We start from the raw sequence: 14,931 nt of genomic DNA, 5'->3' as shown, positions 1-14,931 counted from the left end.
ACTAAAATGAAGCACATTTCAATTTTAATAGCTGATGATGAAGCGGAAATTGCTGATTTAATTGAGATACATTTAGAAAAAGAGGGTTACCACGTCGTTAAAGCAGCTGATGGAGAAGAAGCCATGCATATTATTCAAACTCAACCAATCGACTTAGTGGTTTTAGATATTATGATGCCGAAAATGGATGGATATGAAGTGACGAGGCAGATTCGCGGCAAGCACCACATGCCAATCATTTTCTTAAGTGCGAAAACATCTGATTTTGATAAGGTGACAGGTCTTGTGCTAGGCGCAGATGATTATATGACGAAGCCTTTCACACCGATTGAATTAGTCGCACGTGTAAATGCACAATTACGCCGATTTCTTACGTTAAATCAACCGAAAGTAGCGGAGAATAAATCTGCTTTAGAAATTGGCGGAGTCGCTATTGATCCTGAGCGAAGAACAGTAAATGTGTACGGAGAGCCAATTGAATTAACACCAAAAGAATTTGATATTTTATATGTATTAGCAAGTCACCCGAAGAAAGTGTACAGTGTGGAAAATATATTTCAGCAAGTATGGGCTGAAGGGTATTACGAGAGTGGAAATACAGTTATGGTACATATCCGTACTTTGCGGAAAAAACTTGGAGAAGATAAAAGAAAGAATAAGTTAATAAAAACAGTGTGGGGAGTAGGGTATACTTTCAATGGCTAAAAAAATGAGAAGCTTTCGCTCGAAGATGGTTATGCTATTTGCGTTAAGTATGATATTTGCTGCGGGCATAACGTATTTACTTTATGAAGGATTACGGATTTATTATAAGCTAGTAGTTCGTTATGAGGATCCTTTAGCCCAATTTCGTTCAATGGTAAGACAAATTGGGGATATTAATTTCTTTTTAATTATCTTCATCCCTCTATCCATTATGTTTTTCTTCTTCCTTACTAGACCATACTTAAAATATTTTGATGAGATTTCGAACGGGATTCATCATTTGGCGAACGGTGATTTTACAAATCAAGTTCGCGTTTCRTCAAATGACGAGTTTGGATATATTGCTCGTGAAATAAATGTAGCGAGTGAGAAATTAAAAGAAGCAGTTGAACGAGGAGACTTTGCGGAAAGTAGTAAGGATCAGCTCATTGTTAACTTAGCTCATGATTTAAGAACACCATTAACTTCTGTTTTAGGTTATTTAGATTTAATTCTTAAAGATGAGAATTTGACGAAGGAACAAATTAAACATTTTTCCACAATTGCTTTTACGAAATCGGAAAGGCTTGAAAGCTTAATTGATGAATTATTTGAAATAACGAGAATGAATTATGGCATGTTGCAAATTGAAAAAAGACCAATTGATATAAGTGAATTACTTATACAGTTAGAGGAAGAATTGTATCCGTTATTAGAAAAAAAGGATTTAGAGGCGAGATTGAATATGAATCCGCATTTACCTATTAATGGTGACGGAAAATTATTAGCACGAGTATTTGAAAATCTTTTAACGAATGCAATTCGCTATGGGTATGATGGAAAGTTTGTTGATATGAACGGATATATTGATCGTGAAGAGGTAGTTGTACAAATTATAAATTACGGAGATAGCATTCCAGAAGAAGATTTACCGTATCTTTTTGATATGTTTTATACAGGTGATAAGGCAAGATCAGAGCAGCAAGGTAGTACAGGCCTTGGGTTATTTATTGCGAAAAATATTGTCGAGCAGCATAACGGTACCATTTCTGCTGAAAGTAATGTAATTAGAACGATATTTGAAGTGAGATTACCAAAAGAAGAGAATCAGGCGATTTAATAAAAATTTAAACTTTACCCCACTTTTTATTTTAATAGTTTTTTCTATTCTATACGTAAGTTACGTTAAGGAGGAACTAGAAATGAAAAAGTGGGTATTTATTTCTCTTTTTATATTATGTACAGTCTGTGTAGGCTTTTATATATCACCATTATTTCAAAAGGATATCGATGTTAAAATTGCAGAAAAAGATAATAAGGTAAAATCGGCGAATATTGAAAAGGTAGAGGTTACAAAAGAAGAGATTTATAAGGGAAATCTATTATTAGTTAATAAAGATTACCCAGTTAAAAAAGATAGCATTAGGTCCGACATTATAAATGTAAATCACAATAGTGAATTAGTAAGAGGTTATGTGGTATTTGATAGAAATCTTCGTTTATCAAAGGATATTGTAAAAAAGTTTTTAAACGTTGTCGATGCAGCTGGAAAAGATGGAGTACAACATTTCTTAATGAATAGCGGGTATCGAGATTTTAAAGAACAAAGTAAACTATATAAAGAAATGGGATCTGATTATGCACTCCCAGCAGGATACAGTGAACATAATTTAGGATTATCACTGGACGTTGGGTCTACTCAAAAGAAAATGGAGAAGGCTCCTGAAGGAAAATGGATTGAAGAGAACGTCTGGAAATATGGATTTGTTTTACGTTATCCGAAAAATAAAAGTAATATTACGGGTATTCAATATGAGCCATGGCATATACGCTATGTAGGCTTACCGCATAGTGCCATTATGCAAAAAAAGAAAATTACGTTAGAGGAATACTTAGACTTCTTAAAAGAGAAAAAAGAAATTTCAACTGATGTGGAAGGTAAGAAATATACGGTTTCTTATTATAAAGTTTCAGAGCGTATGAACGTCAATGTTCCAGCGAATAAGCAGTATGAAATTTCGGGGAATAATATGGACGGGGTTATTGTGACGGTTCAGGAATAGAGAAGAAAGCTATCTGAAATAGATAGCTTTTTAATCGATTTTAAACATTATAACGTTATATTTACTTCTCCCTTTTTTTGTGTTACGCTAAAAGTGAGAAAGAGATATAAAAATGAAACTTTAATGTAAGCGTATTCTTATGGCTTCTTATAGAAAAGGGTGGAAATACAATGACAGAACGATTCGTACTACGTAATGTGAAACGTGTGAACGGGGAAGAGATTGACATTGTAGTTGAAAATAATAAAATCGCTGAGGTGACAAAAGCTGGTGCCGGCGAAGGTGTAGAGGTTCTTGATTACTCGGGTACTTACGTATCGAGTGGATGGATTGATTTGCACGTTCATGCTTTTCCGGAGTTTGATCCGTATGGCGATGAGGTGGATGAAATTGGCGTTAAGCAAGGGGTAACGACAATTGTTGATGCGGGTAGCTGCGGGGCTGATCGCATTGCGGATTTAGTATTAAGTAGAGAAAAGGCAAAAACGAATTTATTTGCCTTTTTAAATATTTCCCGAATTGGATTAAAACGAATTGATGAATTATCCAATATGGAATGGATAGATAAAGAGAAAGTAATAGATGCAGTAGAAAAGTATAAAGATGTAATCGTTGGGTTAAAAGCGAGAATGAGTAAAAGTGTCGTTTGTGATAGCGGAATTGAACCGCTGCACGTAGCGCGCTCTTTATCTCGTGAAACATCATTACCGATTATGGTACATATCGGTTCAGCGCCTCCACGTATAGAGGAAGTTGTACCTCTTTTAGAAAAAGATGATGTCATTACACATTACTTAAACGGGAAAGAAAATAATTTATTTGATGAAGAAGGCAAACCGCTACCTGTGTTAATCGATGCAGTGAATCGCGGTGTTCACTTAGATGTTGGGCATGGCAATGCTAGCTTTTCTTTTAAAGTAGCAGAAGCAGCGAAGCGTCACGGCATTGCTCTTAATACAATTAGTACAGATATTTACCGGAAGAATCGTATACACGGTCCAGTTTATAGTATGGCTAACGTTCTTTCGAAATTCCTTTACTTAGGTTACACGCTCGAAGAAGTGATTGATGCGGTTACGAAAAATGCAGCAGAATGGCTTAAGAAACCAGAGCTTGGCCGCATTCAAGAAGGGGATATTGCGAACTTAACTTTGTTTACGGTTAAAGATGAACCGATTACGTTAATTGATTCAGAAGGGGATCAGCGCATTGCTGAAAGAAGAATTGATACGAAAGGGGTTGTAATTAATGGGTCATTCATTGAATGCTAAGTATGGATTAAAAAGAGTTATTAATGCGAGCGGTAGAATGAGTATTTTAGGTGTATCGGCTCCGACAAATACGGTCATGGATGCGATGAAACATGGTGGACAAAATTATGTAGAAATTGCAGATTTAGTAGATAAAGCGGGAGACCATATTGCTAGCATTCTAGATTCAGAGGCAGCAGTTGTTGTGAACTCAGCATCGAGCGGAATTGCGCTTTCTATCGCTGGTATTGTGACAGGAGGAAATCGTCGTAAAAGTGAACGGCTTCATCAAGAGGTTATTGCGAAAAATGAAGTGATCATGCTGAAAGGTCATAACGTTCAATACGGTGCTCCTGTTGAAACGATGATTTATTTAGGCGGCGGTAAGCTCGTTGAAGTAGGTTACGCAAATGAAGGGAAAGCAGAGCATATTGAAGATGCGATTGGTGAAAATACAGCAGCTATTCTTTATGTAAAGTCCCATCATGCAGTGCAAAAAAATATGATTTCTGTTGAAGAAGCATGGGAAGTTGCACAGCGAAATAATGTACCACTTATCGTTGATGCGGCAGCTGAAGAAGACATTCAAAAATATGTGAAGTATTCAGATCTAGCAATTTATAGCGGTTCAAAGGCGATTGAAGGACCTACTTCTGGTATTGTTGGCGGTAAACGAAAATATATTGAATGGCTAAAGGTGCAATTACATTGCATCGGAAGAAGTATGAAAGTTGGGAAAGAGACGACTTTCGGTTTACTTCAAGCACTGGATGAATACGGAGTGAAAGAAGATAAGAGTGAACAAGAAAAAGAATTGTTGCAAGTACTTATGCCGCTGAAAGAGTTAAACGGTGTAAATGTAACAATCGTTCAAGATGAAGCTGGAAGATCGATCTTTAGAGCGCGTATTCATATTAACGAGAACGAATTAAATAAAACTGCAAAAGATGTTGTGACCGCGTTACGCGAAGGGGAAATCGCAATTTACACACGTGATTACGGAGTAAGACAAGGGTTCTTTGATATCGATCCACGTCCACTTCAAGGTGATGATATACATGTGATTGAAGAAAAAATGAGAGAAATTGTAGGGGGAAACTAAAATGACAAACATTCAAAAACGTTTTTATAAAGGCCGCGTAGCATTAAATGTATTAGCGAACAATATCGAGAATGCGAAAAACATTTTTGAAGCAGCAGAAGGTTATATAGTAGTCGGCGTGTTATCAAAAGATTATCCGACAGTAGAAGAAGCAGTTACAGCGATGAAAGCATACGGAAAAGAAATTGATGACGCGGTATCAATCGGACTAGGTGCTGGAGATAATCGTCAAGCGGCGGTTGTAGCTGAAATTGCGAAGCATTATCCTGGTAGTCATATTAACCAAGTGTTCCCTTCAGTTGGGGCAACGCGCGCAAATCTTGGCGGGAAAGATAGCTGGATTAATAGTTTAGTATCACCAACAGGAAAAGTAGGTTACGTAAATATTTCTACTGGTCCAATAAGTGCAGCTGGAGAAGAAAAGGCAATCGTTCCAATTAAAACAGCGATCGCACTTGTACGTGATATGGGCGGAAATTCATTGAAATACTTCCCGATGAAAGGTTTGGCTCACGAAGAAGAATATCGCGCAGTTGCGAAAGCTTGTGCGGAAGAAGGATTCGCATTAGAGCCAACAGGCGGAATTGATAAAGAAAACTTTGAAACAATTGTACGTATTGCGCTTGAAGCAAACGTAGAGCAAGTTATCCCGCATGTGTACTCTTCTATTATTGATAAAGAAAATGGCAATACGAAAGTAGAAGATGTACGCGAACTATTAGCAGTAGTGAAGAAGTTAGTTGATCAATATGCGTAAGAAAATTGCAGCGTTCGGCGAAGTAATGATGCGCCTGCAAGTACCAGGATATGAATTGTTGTCGCAAGCTAATACGCTAAATTATTCTTTTTCAGGTACAGGCGTGAACGTTGCAGCGGCCCTTTCTCATCTAGGGCATGAAGGGTTTCTTGTTTCAACTTTACCGGAAAACTCGGTTGGAGATGCTGCGGTATCGCACATTCAAAAATTAGGTATTCAGGCACCGTTTATTTCAAGAGGCGGTAAATATGTTGGCATGTACTTTTTAGAAAATGGATTTGGCGCACGTGCAAGCCGCGTTACGTATTCCAATCGTTTAGAAAGTAGTTTCAACACAGCATCTGAAGAGATGTACCAATTTGAAGAAATCGCCAAGGAGATTGATATCGTTCATTTTTGCGGAATTACCCTTGCGATGAATGATACTGTGCGTCATCATATGAAATCTTTAGCGAAAGTAGTTAAGGCAAACGGAGGTACTGTTGTTTTTGATTGCAACTATCGTCCATCGCTTTGGGGAGAAGATGGGTATGAACAGGCGAAACCTCATTATGAAGAAATGCTAGGCCTTGCCGATATTGTAATGATGAATGAAAAAGATGCGATGTTTGTTCTCGGAATGAAAACAGAAGAGACTGATCGAGAAGCACAACTTGTTGACCTTATTCCAAAAGTGGCTGAAATATATCATATCGCTACAATTGCTGGTACTCATCGATCTATTAATAGTGATAATACACACTCACTTCGCGGATTCATATGTAAAGATGGGACGTTCACTTTTGCAAAAACACTTACGTTTTCTGTATATGATAGAATAGGTGCTGGAGATGCTTATACGAGCGGAATTATTCATGGCGAGATAGAAGAGTTTGCACCAGAGAAAGCTGTTTCATTTGCGTCAGCGGCTGGAATGCTTGCACATACAATCGTCGGTGATACGCCAATGTCATCAGAGAAAGATATACTTCGGGCAATGACGGCATCAGTAGGTGATGTAGAAAGGTAGTGGGTGTAACGGTGAACGTAACGAGAAAAAAAGGACCATTATATTTACAAATTAAAAATATTATTCGGGATCGAATATTACATGGTGTTTATGCCATCCATACAAATATTCCTTCTGAACCACAATTAGAAGAAGAGTTCAAAGTGAGTAAAATTACAGTTCGAAATGCGATTAAAGAACTCGTTCAAGAAGGATATTTAGAAAAGAAAAGCGGTAAAGGAACGAAAGTGATGCGTAATACTTCTGCGACAAAATTGTCAAAGGGTAAGAAATTTACTGAAGTGTTAGTGGAAGAAGGATATAAAGTACAAAAGAAATTGTTAAAGGCAGAAGTAGTACATAATGAAGAAGGATCAGTGCCATTTCGTTTATTTGGCAAAGAGAGTTTCAGAATCGAGCGTCTATACGCTTTAAATGATGCCCCGTACATTCATTATACGCACTATTTTTCAGCGCGAATGGCAAGTACAGACTTATCGGACTTTGATTTACAATCGCTTTATGATTTAGTCGAGGACCGAGGTATACATTTAGAAAACTTCAGAGATGAATTCGCTGTTGGATTTGCACCTAGTTTCGTTGCGGAATATTTAGGTGAAAAAGAGGGGACAGCATTATTAAAACGTATGCGCTATTCTTACGATGAAGTTGGCGAAGTAATTGAATATAGTGAAGGCTACTACAATACGGAAATGCAGCATTATGTAGTTAATTATGATATATAGAAAGTGAAGAGGGAGGAGAATACTCCTTCTTTTTTTATGAAAATAATCCGTATCAAGAGAGATAGGGAATGGATATATACGTATTAATTTTCACTTTAACTGAACATATTTACTAAAAGAAAGAAGGTACCTAATTAAAGGTATCTTMTTTTTCTTTTGCAGCCCATTTCTCAAAACAAGCCCGTTTTTAGGTAGGCCAAGCTTCCTATTTGCCCTGAAAACATAATATAAATGGAATCCCCTCATTTAGAGCAAGGTGAACTTGTTATGAATGATACTAAAGGAGGAATAGAATAATGGGCGAAAAGTGTGAACACAGACATGATGATTGCGACCGCAGATGTGATGATTTCGATCGCAGACGTGGCTGCGGAGGCGGTTTTGCGCTTCTAATCGTATTGTTTATTTTATTAATCATTATCGGTGCTAGCTGCTTCGGCGGAGGCGGCGGTTATGGTGGCTATGGCGGCGGCTATGGTGGATACTGCTAATTATTAAAAACTATTGAAAATAGCCTTGTGCATATTGCACAAGGCTATTTTATTCATATTTTTATATGCTGTGATAATTTATTAATGTACAGGGAGCGGATTAAGAAGAAGAAAATAATCTCGATAATCCCGAATAACGTAAGTATAATGATTAATTCTTTTAATAAAGAGAAAGAAAACATGCTTTGTAAAAACTGAATCGCAAATATTGTATGAATACCAGCAACGATATAAGGAATGAAAAATAAAATTCCTAATTGAATCGTTGCAGAACGAAACATTTCTGATTCTGTTAAGCCGAGTTTTGTAATCGTAATGTACTTTTGTTTTTCAGTCGTTAAGTCGTTATACATACGGAAGTATAAAACACTGGCTGCCCCGATAAAGAAAATAAAGCCGAGAAATGTCCAAATAAAGAAAGTAGCAATTGAATTTCCTTTGCTAAGAATGAGCTCATCGGTAGCTGTATAAAGGTAAAAAGGAATTTGAGCTTTTTCGCCTTTATGTTGTTCATAGAAGGCATTTGCATCATCACCAATAGTACGCAACATATTTTTGGTCGGAACCATTGTATTTTCCCAGTTTTCCACGAAATAGTTATAAATTGTAGTTGTTTCAATATGAGGAATCATATTATCAAATACATAATCTTGTATAACAATTAAATGGGGTAATGCGAAAGATGGCTCTATCCCTTTATTAATAAATCCTTTAATATGAAATTCTTTTTTATTAGATCCGATTGTCAGGGTATTTTGTTTTGCAAATGGATTTGAGACAAGATTTAAGAGCTCTGGTGAGTGGCGGGAAATAATATAAACTTGTGTAGAATCAAGTGTTATTTCCGGTCTCTGCAGTTGTTTAGCAATTGCGTTGTAATCACTCATTTTCATAAGCATAATGTCTTCTTTTGAAGCTGTATCTTTTAATATTGTAAACTTATATTTTGTGTACTCGAAATTGCTATTTGTAAGCTCAGTTTCCATTGTAGTAATATGCTTTTGTTCAAGTGAATTATTGCCTTCTGATTTATATGTGAAGGGAATGGGGTATCGTTCTAATATCGATGCTTTCGTATTATTATTAGCGGCAAATAATCCAATAATAATTGTAAATGCAAGTGCTGATAACATAGAAACGATAAAGAGCACATTAATATTACTACGAGTACGACTAGCTAAATCTGAAATCCATAACATGTTTATTTGTTTCATATAAAACTTTCGCCGCTTTTTTAAGATAAAGATAAAGAGGAGAAATGTTTGTGAAAAGAATAAATATGTTCCGACTACTACGAGCGGTAAAATAGATAAAATAATAAGGTATACAGAGCCGTTTTGTAAATTTTTTTCTGTTATATAGCTTTGCGGGTAACCGGCAATACAATAGCATAGCCCTAAACACATTAAGGCAAATAATGAAATGAGTATAGACGGTCTTTTTTCGTTTTTTTCATTTTTATTATTTTTAATTAATCGAGTTGTTTTACGAGTACGAATGAACATCGGTGTAAATGTAGAAACGATGAAAAATAAAATAATAAAAGTTACTGTTGTAACGATAATTGCTTGTGTTGGCCAATATAAATAGAGGCCTTTTGCACTTGTTAATTTAGAGGTAACGAGTAAGAAAAAGTTAGAAAACACAAGGCCGCCTTGAATACCTGCAAAGATAGCGAGCATTCCAATTATCATATTTTCAGTAAACAAAAGACGTTTTAACTGTTTTTGAGATATACCGAGAACAGTTAAAACACCAAATTGTTGTTTTCGTACATTTAAAAACGTCCCGATAGAATATAAGAGAAAGAAGAACGAGAACAAAACGATAATAAACTGTGCCATGCCAGCTAAGTTCATGAGCGGATCTTGTTCATGCAATTTATTTATAATTTGTAACCGCGGATGATACGCGTATACAGTAAAGGAAAAGAAAAYCATRATAGAAAATGCACTACTTACAAAGTAAGCGAAATATGCTTTAGAATTACGAGAGACATTTTTAAATGCGAATTGCCAAAATGTCATCCACGTCTTCCTCCTAATAATGCTAAAACATCTAATATTTCTTGATAAAACTTCTCGCGATATAATCCGCGGTGTAATTCGTTGTAAAGCCCACCATCTTTAATGAAAATAACTCGGTTACAATAACTTGCTGCAAACGGATCGTGAGTAACCATTAAAATTGTTGCATCTTCTTCTTTATTTAATTTCGTAAATAATTCCATTACATCAATTGCCGCTTTCGAATCTAAGTTTCCTGTCGGTTCATCCGCAAGTAGAAGTGATGGGTGATGAATAACAGCACGTGCTACTGCGGTACGTTGTGCTTGTCCTCCAGAAACTTCAAAAATACGCTTGTCCAAAATATGATCAATTCCAAGTTTTGTTGAAATGTTATCGAGCTTCTCGTCCATTTCTTTCAAAGGGACATTATCTAACGTTAAAGGCAGCACGATATTTTCACCGATTGTTAGTGTATCTAATAGGTTAAAGTTTTGGAAAACAAATCCTAACTCTTGGCGACGGAAAATAGCAAGCTTCTCTCTGCGGAACGTGTGCGGTTGTTTTCCATTAATAATGACTTCACCAGAAGTAGGTGAATCAATTGTAGAGATAACGTTTAAAAATGTAGATTTTCCGCTTCCAGACGGCCCCATAATTGCAACGAATTCACCTTTATCTACGTGTAAATTTATATTTTTTAAAGCAGTATGAGGGACTTTTCCTTCATACACTTTTGAGACGTTTTTTATGTGTAATACTTCTTCCATAATAATCACCTTTCTATTTTTAAAACTTAATATGTTGTGATAATTTTTGCATATAAAAGGAACGAATTAAAAGGAAAAAGAGAATTTCAACCGTTCCAAAGATTACAAGTACAACTGTAATCTCAGCGAATAATGAGAGATTTAATATTTCTTGCAACATCTTTGTCGCAAACATCGTATGGATCGATGCCATAATGTATGGAACAAAGAATAAGATAGCAAGTTGAATTGTCGCTGAACGCTTCATCTCGGCTTCTGTTAAGCCGATTTTCGTAATCGTTATATACTTTTCTTGCTCAGTTGTTAAATCTGTATACATTCGGAAGTAAAGAACACTGCCAGCACCGATAAAGAAAATGACACCTAGGAAAGTACCGATTAAGAAGAACGAAGCGACATTTAGTTTTGTTTTGTATAGAGAATCGCTCGCTTCACTTGCATGGAACGGTGGGTGTTCTGCTTGGATAGCTTCATCATCTTTATTAATTTTTGTTGTAAATGCTGAACCAATGTCATGTGCTTTTTCCCAATCGTTCACTTTGAAACTATATACACTCATCTGTTTTGAAACGTTTGATAATGCTTCTACATTTTCATCAGATAATACGAGTAACTGTGATATTAAGCTATTTGGGAATGGGTTATAACTTTTATATTCTTTTATTTGTAACTGTAAAGAATTTTGGTTCAGCGTAAGAGTATTTTTTGCTTTTTGATCATGAATGGTTCCAATAACTTGACTGTCTAAATCTTTAATAAGGATATAAGATTCATTATTTTTTACGTTGAGATGTTCCCAGCTTAATGCATTAGCCAGTATGTTGTAGTCACTTTGTTTAATTGCATAATAGAGCTGCGGGTTCTCTTCCGCCGAAGATACTTCATATATATCCGTTTTAAGTTTTTTATAAGTAAATTGCTCTTCGTTAAATTTTTGCTCTAACCAATTTAAATGCTCATCAGCTAACGTATTCTCGGTATGTGATAAATAAGTAAAAGGGAAAGGGTTTTGCCTTATTTCATCAAACTTTGTGAATTTCCCAAACCCATATAAGAATGTAATCATTGTGAAAGCGAGCGTTGATAACATCGTCACAATAAAGAGCATGTTAATATTCGTCCGGATACGGGTTGCTAAATCAGAAATCCAAAGCATATTAATACGTTTCATATAAAACTTTCTTCTCGCTTTTAATATACGAATGAGTAAGAAGCTAATTTGTGAAAAGAAAAAATATGTCCCAGCTGCAGCAAGTGATGGAATGACAAATATACTGGTGGCGGCGTACAAAACTCCAGCAATATCTCCTAGTGACATAAAATATAGCGGGTTTGCTGCTAATACATATCCAGATAGTAAACATGTCGCGCCAAAGAGAGAAATGAGTACAGATGCTTTTCTTTCTTTTTGTTTTTCACCTTCTTGCAAAAGTCGTACAGCTTTTCTCGTACGAATCAGCATCGGTGTAAAGGAAGATACGAGAATAAAGAGTCCGAAAAAGATTATTATTGTTAAAATAATAGCACTTGTCGGCCAATATAAATATAGACCAGGTACATGTGTAATTTTGGCAGTAACTAGTAGAAAGAACTGTGAAAAGACAAGGCCAAATTGAATGCCGAAAAATATGGATAGGACACCAATTAACATATTTTCTAGAAATATGAGCCGTTTTAACTGCTTTTGAGATATGCCAAGTACTGTTAAAATTCCAAATTGCTTTTTTCGTACTTTCAAAAACGTACCGATCGAATATAGTAAGAAGAAAAATGAAAAGAATACAATAATAACTTCTGAAATTGTCATTAATATGTTCAGAGCATAATTCACGTCTGTCATATGCAATTTAGGATGAAATAAATAAACTGCAAATGAGAAAAAAATAGCAATGGAAAACGCACTGCTTACAAAATAGGCGAAATAAGCTCTGGCGTTCCGTGTTACGTTTTTAAAGGCAAACTGCCAAAATGTCATTCACCTGAACCTCCTAATAGAGTGAAGAGGAAAAGGATATAAGAGATACCCTTTTCCTGTACTAATATATTCATAAAACTTAACCATTCGTATACTCTGATAACTTTTGCATGTAAAAGGAACGAATGAATAAGAAAAAGACGATTTCAACTATGCCAAAAATAATAAGAACGGCTGAAATTTCTTTGAATAGTGATAAATCAATTACATCTTGAAGCATTTTTGTTGCGAACATTGTATGAATGGATGCCATAACATATGGAACGAAAAATAAAATGCTAAGTTGAATGGTTGCAGATCGTTTCATCTCTGCATTTGTTACACCAATTTTTGAAATTGCTACATATTTTTCTTGTTCGTTTGTTAAATCTGTATACATTCTGAAGTAAAGAACGCTGCCTGCTCCAATAAAGAAAATGACACCTAAGAATGTCCCGATTAGGAAGTATGCAGCACTTCCTGATGTGATTCTATATAATGAGTCTGCTGATTCATAGGAGCGTATAAGGGGGCCTTCGTATTGGAATTCCTGTCGATCTTTTTGTATTTTTTTCATAAAATCATTAGCAATTTCATACGTCTTTTCCCAGTTTTGTACGTTATAATTGTACGCTGATACATGCTTTGTTGTACTTGGTAAGTTGTTTACAACAACATCAGGTAAAATTAAAGTTTGATATGAAAAGTTAGATGGAATGGCCCCTGCTTGTTCATAGCCCTTTACTTGTAATATCGTATTTGTGCTAGAAAGTGTAATGGATTTTCTATTGAAGCTTGGATCAAATTGGCTGAATAAGGTGAAATAAGCGCTGCCGCTTAAGACATATGCTTCGTTATCGCTCATGAATAGTTGTTTCATTCGCAGGGAAGCTGCAAGTTTATTATAGTCACTTTGTTTCATTGCATAGACGTCATTGTAAGTCGTTATACCTGCATCTTCTTTCAGTGGTGTTTCATATAAATCAGCTTCTATCTTTTTATAAGAGAAATTTTCTTTTTGTAACTGCTGTTCAAGCCAAGTTAAATGCTTGTTAGCAAAAGGATTTGCGTCATATGAAAAATAAGAAAATGGAAAAGGTGAACTTCTCGTAACATCTAGCTTTGTAAACTTTCCAAATCCATATAGAAATGTAATCATTGTGAAGGCTACTGTAGATAGCATCGCTACAATAAAAAGCATATTAATATTTGTTCGAATACGACTTGCTAAATCAGAAATCCAAAGCATATTAATCCGTTTCATATAAAAACTTCTTCTTTTCTTTAAAATATAAATAAGTAAGAAACTAATTTGAGAAAAGAAAAAATATGTCCCAATTGTAACAAGTGCTGGAATCACAAAAATACTTGAAACCATATATATAACGCCTACTTGCGGGTTTACTGAGAAGAAATATTTAGGATTTACAGCTAAAATATAACCACCTAATAAACAGATAGCACCAAATAGAGAAATTAATATGGATGGTTTTCTTTCTTTTTGTTTTACATTGTTTGTTTTTAAAAGGTGCAATGCTTTTTTTGTTCGAATAAGCATTGGTGTGAATGCAGATACAGCGATAAAGAGACCAAGAAACACAATCGTTGTTAAAATGAAAGCATTCGTAGGTATATATAAATATATCCCTGGTACGTGCGTAATTTTCGCCGTCACTAATAAGAAAAATTGCGAAAAGACAAGCCCAAACTGCATACCAAAAAAGATAGATAAAATACCAATTAACATATTTTCCGTAAAAACAAGACGATGTAATTGCTTTTTCGATATACCTAAAACGGTTAAAATACCAAACTGTTTTTTACGAACTTTTAAAAACGATCCGATTGAATATAGTAAAAAGAAGAAAGAGAACAGTACAATGACAACTTCTGAAAAAATCATTAATCCTGAAATTTCAGAGATCATACTGAAATTTTGTAATTTCGGATGAAATAAATAAACAGCAAACGAAAAGAAAACAGCAATGGAAAAGGAACTRCTTAAAAAATAGGCAAAATAAGCTCTTGAGTTGCGCGTTACATTTTTAAATGCAAATTGCCAAAATGTCATAATATGTACCTCCCGTTAGAAGGCCAATATGCAGTTTTATTGCAAAAAA

13 protein-coding genes are annotated in these 14,931 nt (G+C 35.3%); 9 read left to right on the top strand and 4 right to left on the bottom strand.

The genetic code is table 11. From position 1 onward, the window contains the following. Positions 1–6 precede the first annotated feature (6 nt). The 9 genes from AC1DTM_RS00835 (at position 7) to AC1DTM_RS00795 (ending at position 8,081) form a co-directional block, all read left to right on the top strand. A complete protein-coding gene (locus AC1DTM_RS00835; RefSeq protein WP_002160063.1) occupies positions 7–705 on the top strand; it encodes a response regulator transcription factor in 699 nt (232 codons plus the stop codon). Continuing rightward, positions 698–1,804: a sensor histidine kinase gene (locus AC1DTM_RS00830; RefSeq protein ID WP_016106485.1), complete on the top strand. Its 1,107-nt coding sequence runs from the start codon at positions 698–700 to the stop codon at positions 1,802–1,804. Before AC1DTM_RS00835 ends, AC1DTM_RS00830 begins: the two co-directional genes overlap by 8 nt. Before the next feature lie 82 nt (positions 1,805–1,886). After that, entirely contained in the window at positions 1,887–2,747 is an 861-nt protein-coding gene (locus AC1DTM_RS00825; RefSeq protein ID WP_016106484.1) for a D-Ala-D-Ala carboxypeptidase VanY, read from the top strand. A gap of 170 nt (positions 2,748–2,917) precedes the next feature. After that, positions 2,918–4,018 (top strand): amidohydrolase/deacetylase family metallohydrolase, encoded by a 1,101-nt coding sequence (locus AC1DTM_RS00820; protein ID WP_016106483.1) that lies wholly within the window; start codon positions 2,918–2,920, stop codon positions 4,016–4,018. After that, the gene (locus tag AC1DTM_RS00815) at positions 3,996–5,099 is read left to right on the top strand and encodes a DgaE family pyridoxal phosphate-dependent ammonia lyase (RefSeq protein WP_002112526.1); all 1,104 of its coding nucleotides are present in this window, start codon (positions 3,996–3,998) and stop codon (positions 5,097–5,099) included. The genes AC1DTM_RS00820 and AC1DTM_RS00815 overlap by 23 nt, the downstream gene beginning before the upstream one ends. Before the next feature lies 1 nt (position 5,100). Then, on the top strand, positions 5,101–5,856 hold the full coding sequence (dagF, locus tag AC1DTM_RS00810; protein ID WP_016106482.1) for a 2-dehydro-3-deoxy-phosphogluconate aldolase: 756 nt from the start codon (positions 5,101–5,103) through the stop codon (positions 5,854–5,856). After that, entirely contained in the window at positions 5,849–6,865 is a 1,017-nt protein-coding gene (locus tag AC1DTM_RS00805) for a sugar kinase (RefSeq protein WP_016106481.1), read from the top strand. Before dagF ends, AC1DTM_RS00805 begins: the two co-directional genes overlap by 8 nt. Next, on the top strand, positions 6,865–7,590 hold the full coding sequence (locus tag AC1DTM_RS00800) for a GntR family transcriptional regulator (RefSeq protein ID WP_016106480.1): 726 nt from the start codon (positions 6,865–6,867) through the stop codon (positions 7,588–7,590). Before AC1DTM_RS00805 ends, AC1DTM_RS00800 begins: the two co-directional genes overlap by 1 nt. A 296-nt stretch (positions 7,591–7,886) precedes the next feature. Next, entirely contained in the window at positions 7,887–8,081 is a 195-nt protein-coding gene (locus AC1DTM_RS00795) for a YjcZ family sporulation protein (RefSeq protein WP_476999957.1), read from the top strand. Positions 8,082–8,134: 53 nt separating this feature from the next. On the opposite strand, the gene AC1DTM_RS00790 is transcribed toward AC1DTM_RS00795, so the two are convergent. The 4 genes from AC1DTM_RS00790 to AC1DTM_RS00775 all read right to left on the bottom strand — a co-directional run bounded on the left by AC1DTM_RS00790 (position 8,135) and on the right by AC1DTM_RS00775 (position 14,882). Next, on the bottom strand, positions 8,135–10,108 hold the full coding sequence (locus AC1DTM_RS00790; RefSeq protein ID WP_476999956.1) for an FtsX-like permease family protein: 1,974 nt from the start codon (positions 10,106–10,108) through the stop codon (positions 8,135–8,137). Then, positions 10,105–10,857: an ABC transporter ATP-binding protein gene (locus AC1DTM_RS00785; RefSeq protein WP_002112520.1), complete on the bottom strand. Its 753-nt coding sequence runs from the start codon at positions 10,855–10,857 to the stop codon at positions 10,105–10,107. Before AC1DTM_RS00785 ends, AC1DTM_RS00790 begins: the two co-directional genes overlap by 4 nt. Before the next feature lie 19 nt (positions 10,858–10,876). Next, complete coding sequence (locus AC1DTM_RS00780; RefSeq protein WP_016106477.1) at positions 10,877–12,832, bottom strand: FtsX-like permease family protein; 1,956 nt, start codon at positions 12,830–12,832, stop codon at positions 10,877–10,879. A 79-nt stretch (positions 12,833–12,911) separates the two neighbouring features. Beyond that, positions 12,912–14,882 (bottom strand): FtsX-like permease family protein, encoded by a 1,971-nt coding sequence (locus tag AC1DTM_RS00775; RefSeq protein ID WP_016106476.1) that lies wholly within the window; start codon positions 14,880–14,882, stop codon positions 12,912–12,914. Positions 14,883–14,931: the final 49 nt, after the last annotated feature.

The sequence above is a fragment of the Bacillus sp. P4_D3 genome (assembly GCF_056401855.1).
The sequence above is the reverse complement of the archived record's forward strand: the minus strand, read 5'-3'. Positions and strand labels throughout refer to the sequence as shown.

Coding starts and splice junctions, on each gene's coding strand:
- AC1DTM_RS00835 (WP_002160063.1), top strand. CDS start 7: ATGAAGCACATTTCAATTTTAATAGCTGATGATGAAGCGGAAATTGCT.
- AC1DTM_RS00825 (WP_016106484.1), top strand. CDS start 1,887: ATGAAAAAGTGGGTATTTATTTCTCTTTTTATATTATGTACAGTCTGT.
- AC1DTM_RS00820 (WP_016106483.1), top strand. CDS start 2,918: ATGACAGAACGATTCGTACTACGTAATGTGAAACGTGTGAACGGGGAA.
- AC1DTM_RS00815 (WP_002112526.1), top strand. CDS start 3,996: ATGGGTCATTCATTGAATGCTAAGTATGGATTAAAAAGAGTTATTAAT.
- dagF (WP_016106482.1), top strand. CDS start 5,101: ATGACAAACATTCAAAAACGTTTTTATAAAGGCCGCGTAGCATTAAAT.
- AC1DTM_RS00805 (WP_016106481.1), top strand. CDS start 5,849: ATGCGTAAGAAAATTGCAGCGTTCGGCGAAGTAATGATGCGCCTGCAA.
- AC1DTM_RS00795 (WP_476999957.1), top strand. CDS start 7,887: ATGGGCGAAAAGTGTGAACACAGACATGATGATTGCGACCGCAGATGT.
- AC1DTM_RS00785 (WP_002112520.1), bottom strand. CDS start 10,857: ATGGAAGAAGTATTACACATAAAAAACGTCTCAAAAGTGTATGAAGGA.
- AC1DTM_RS00780 (WP_016106477.1), bottom strand. CDS start 12,832: ATGACATTTTGGCAGTTTGCCTTTAAAAACGTAACACGGAACGCCAGA.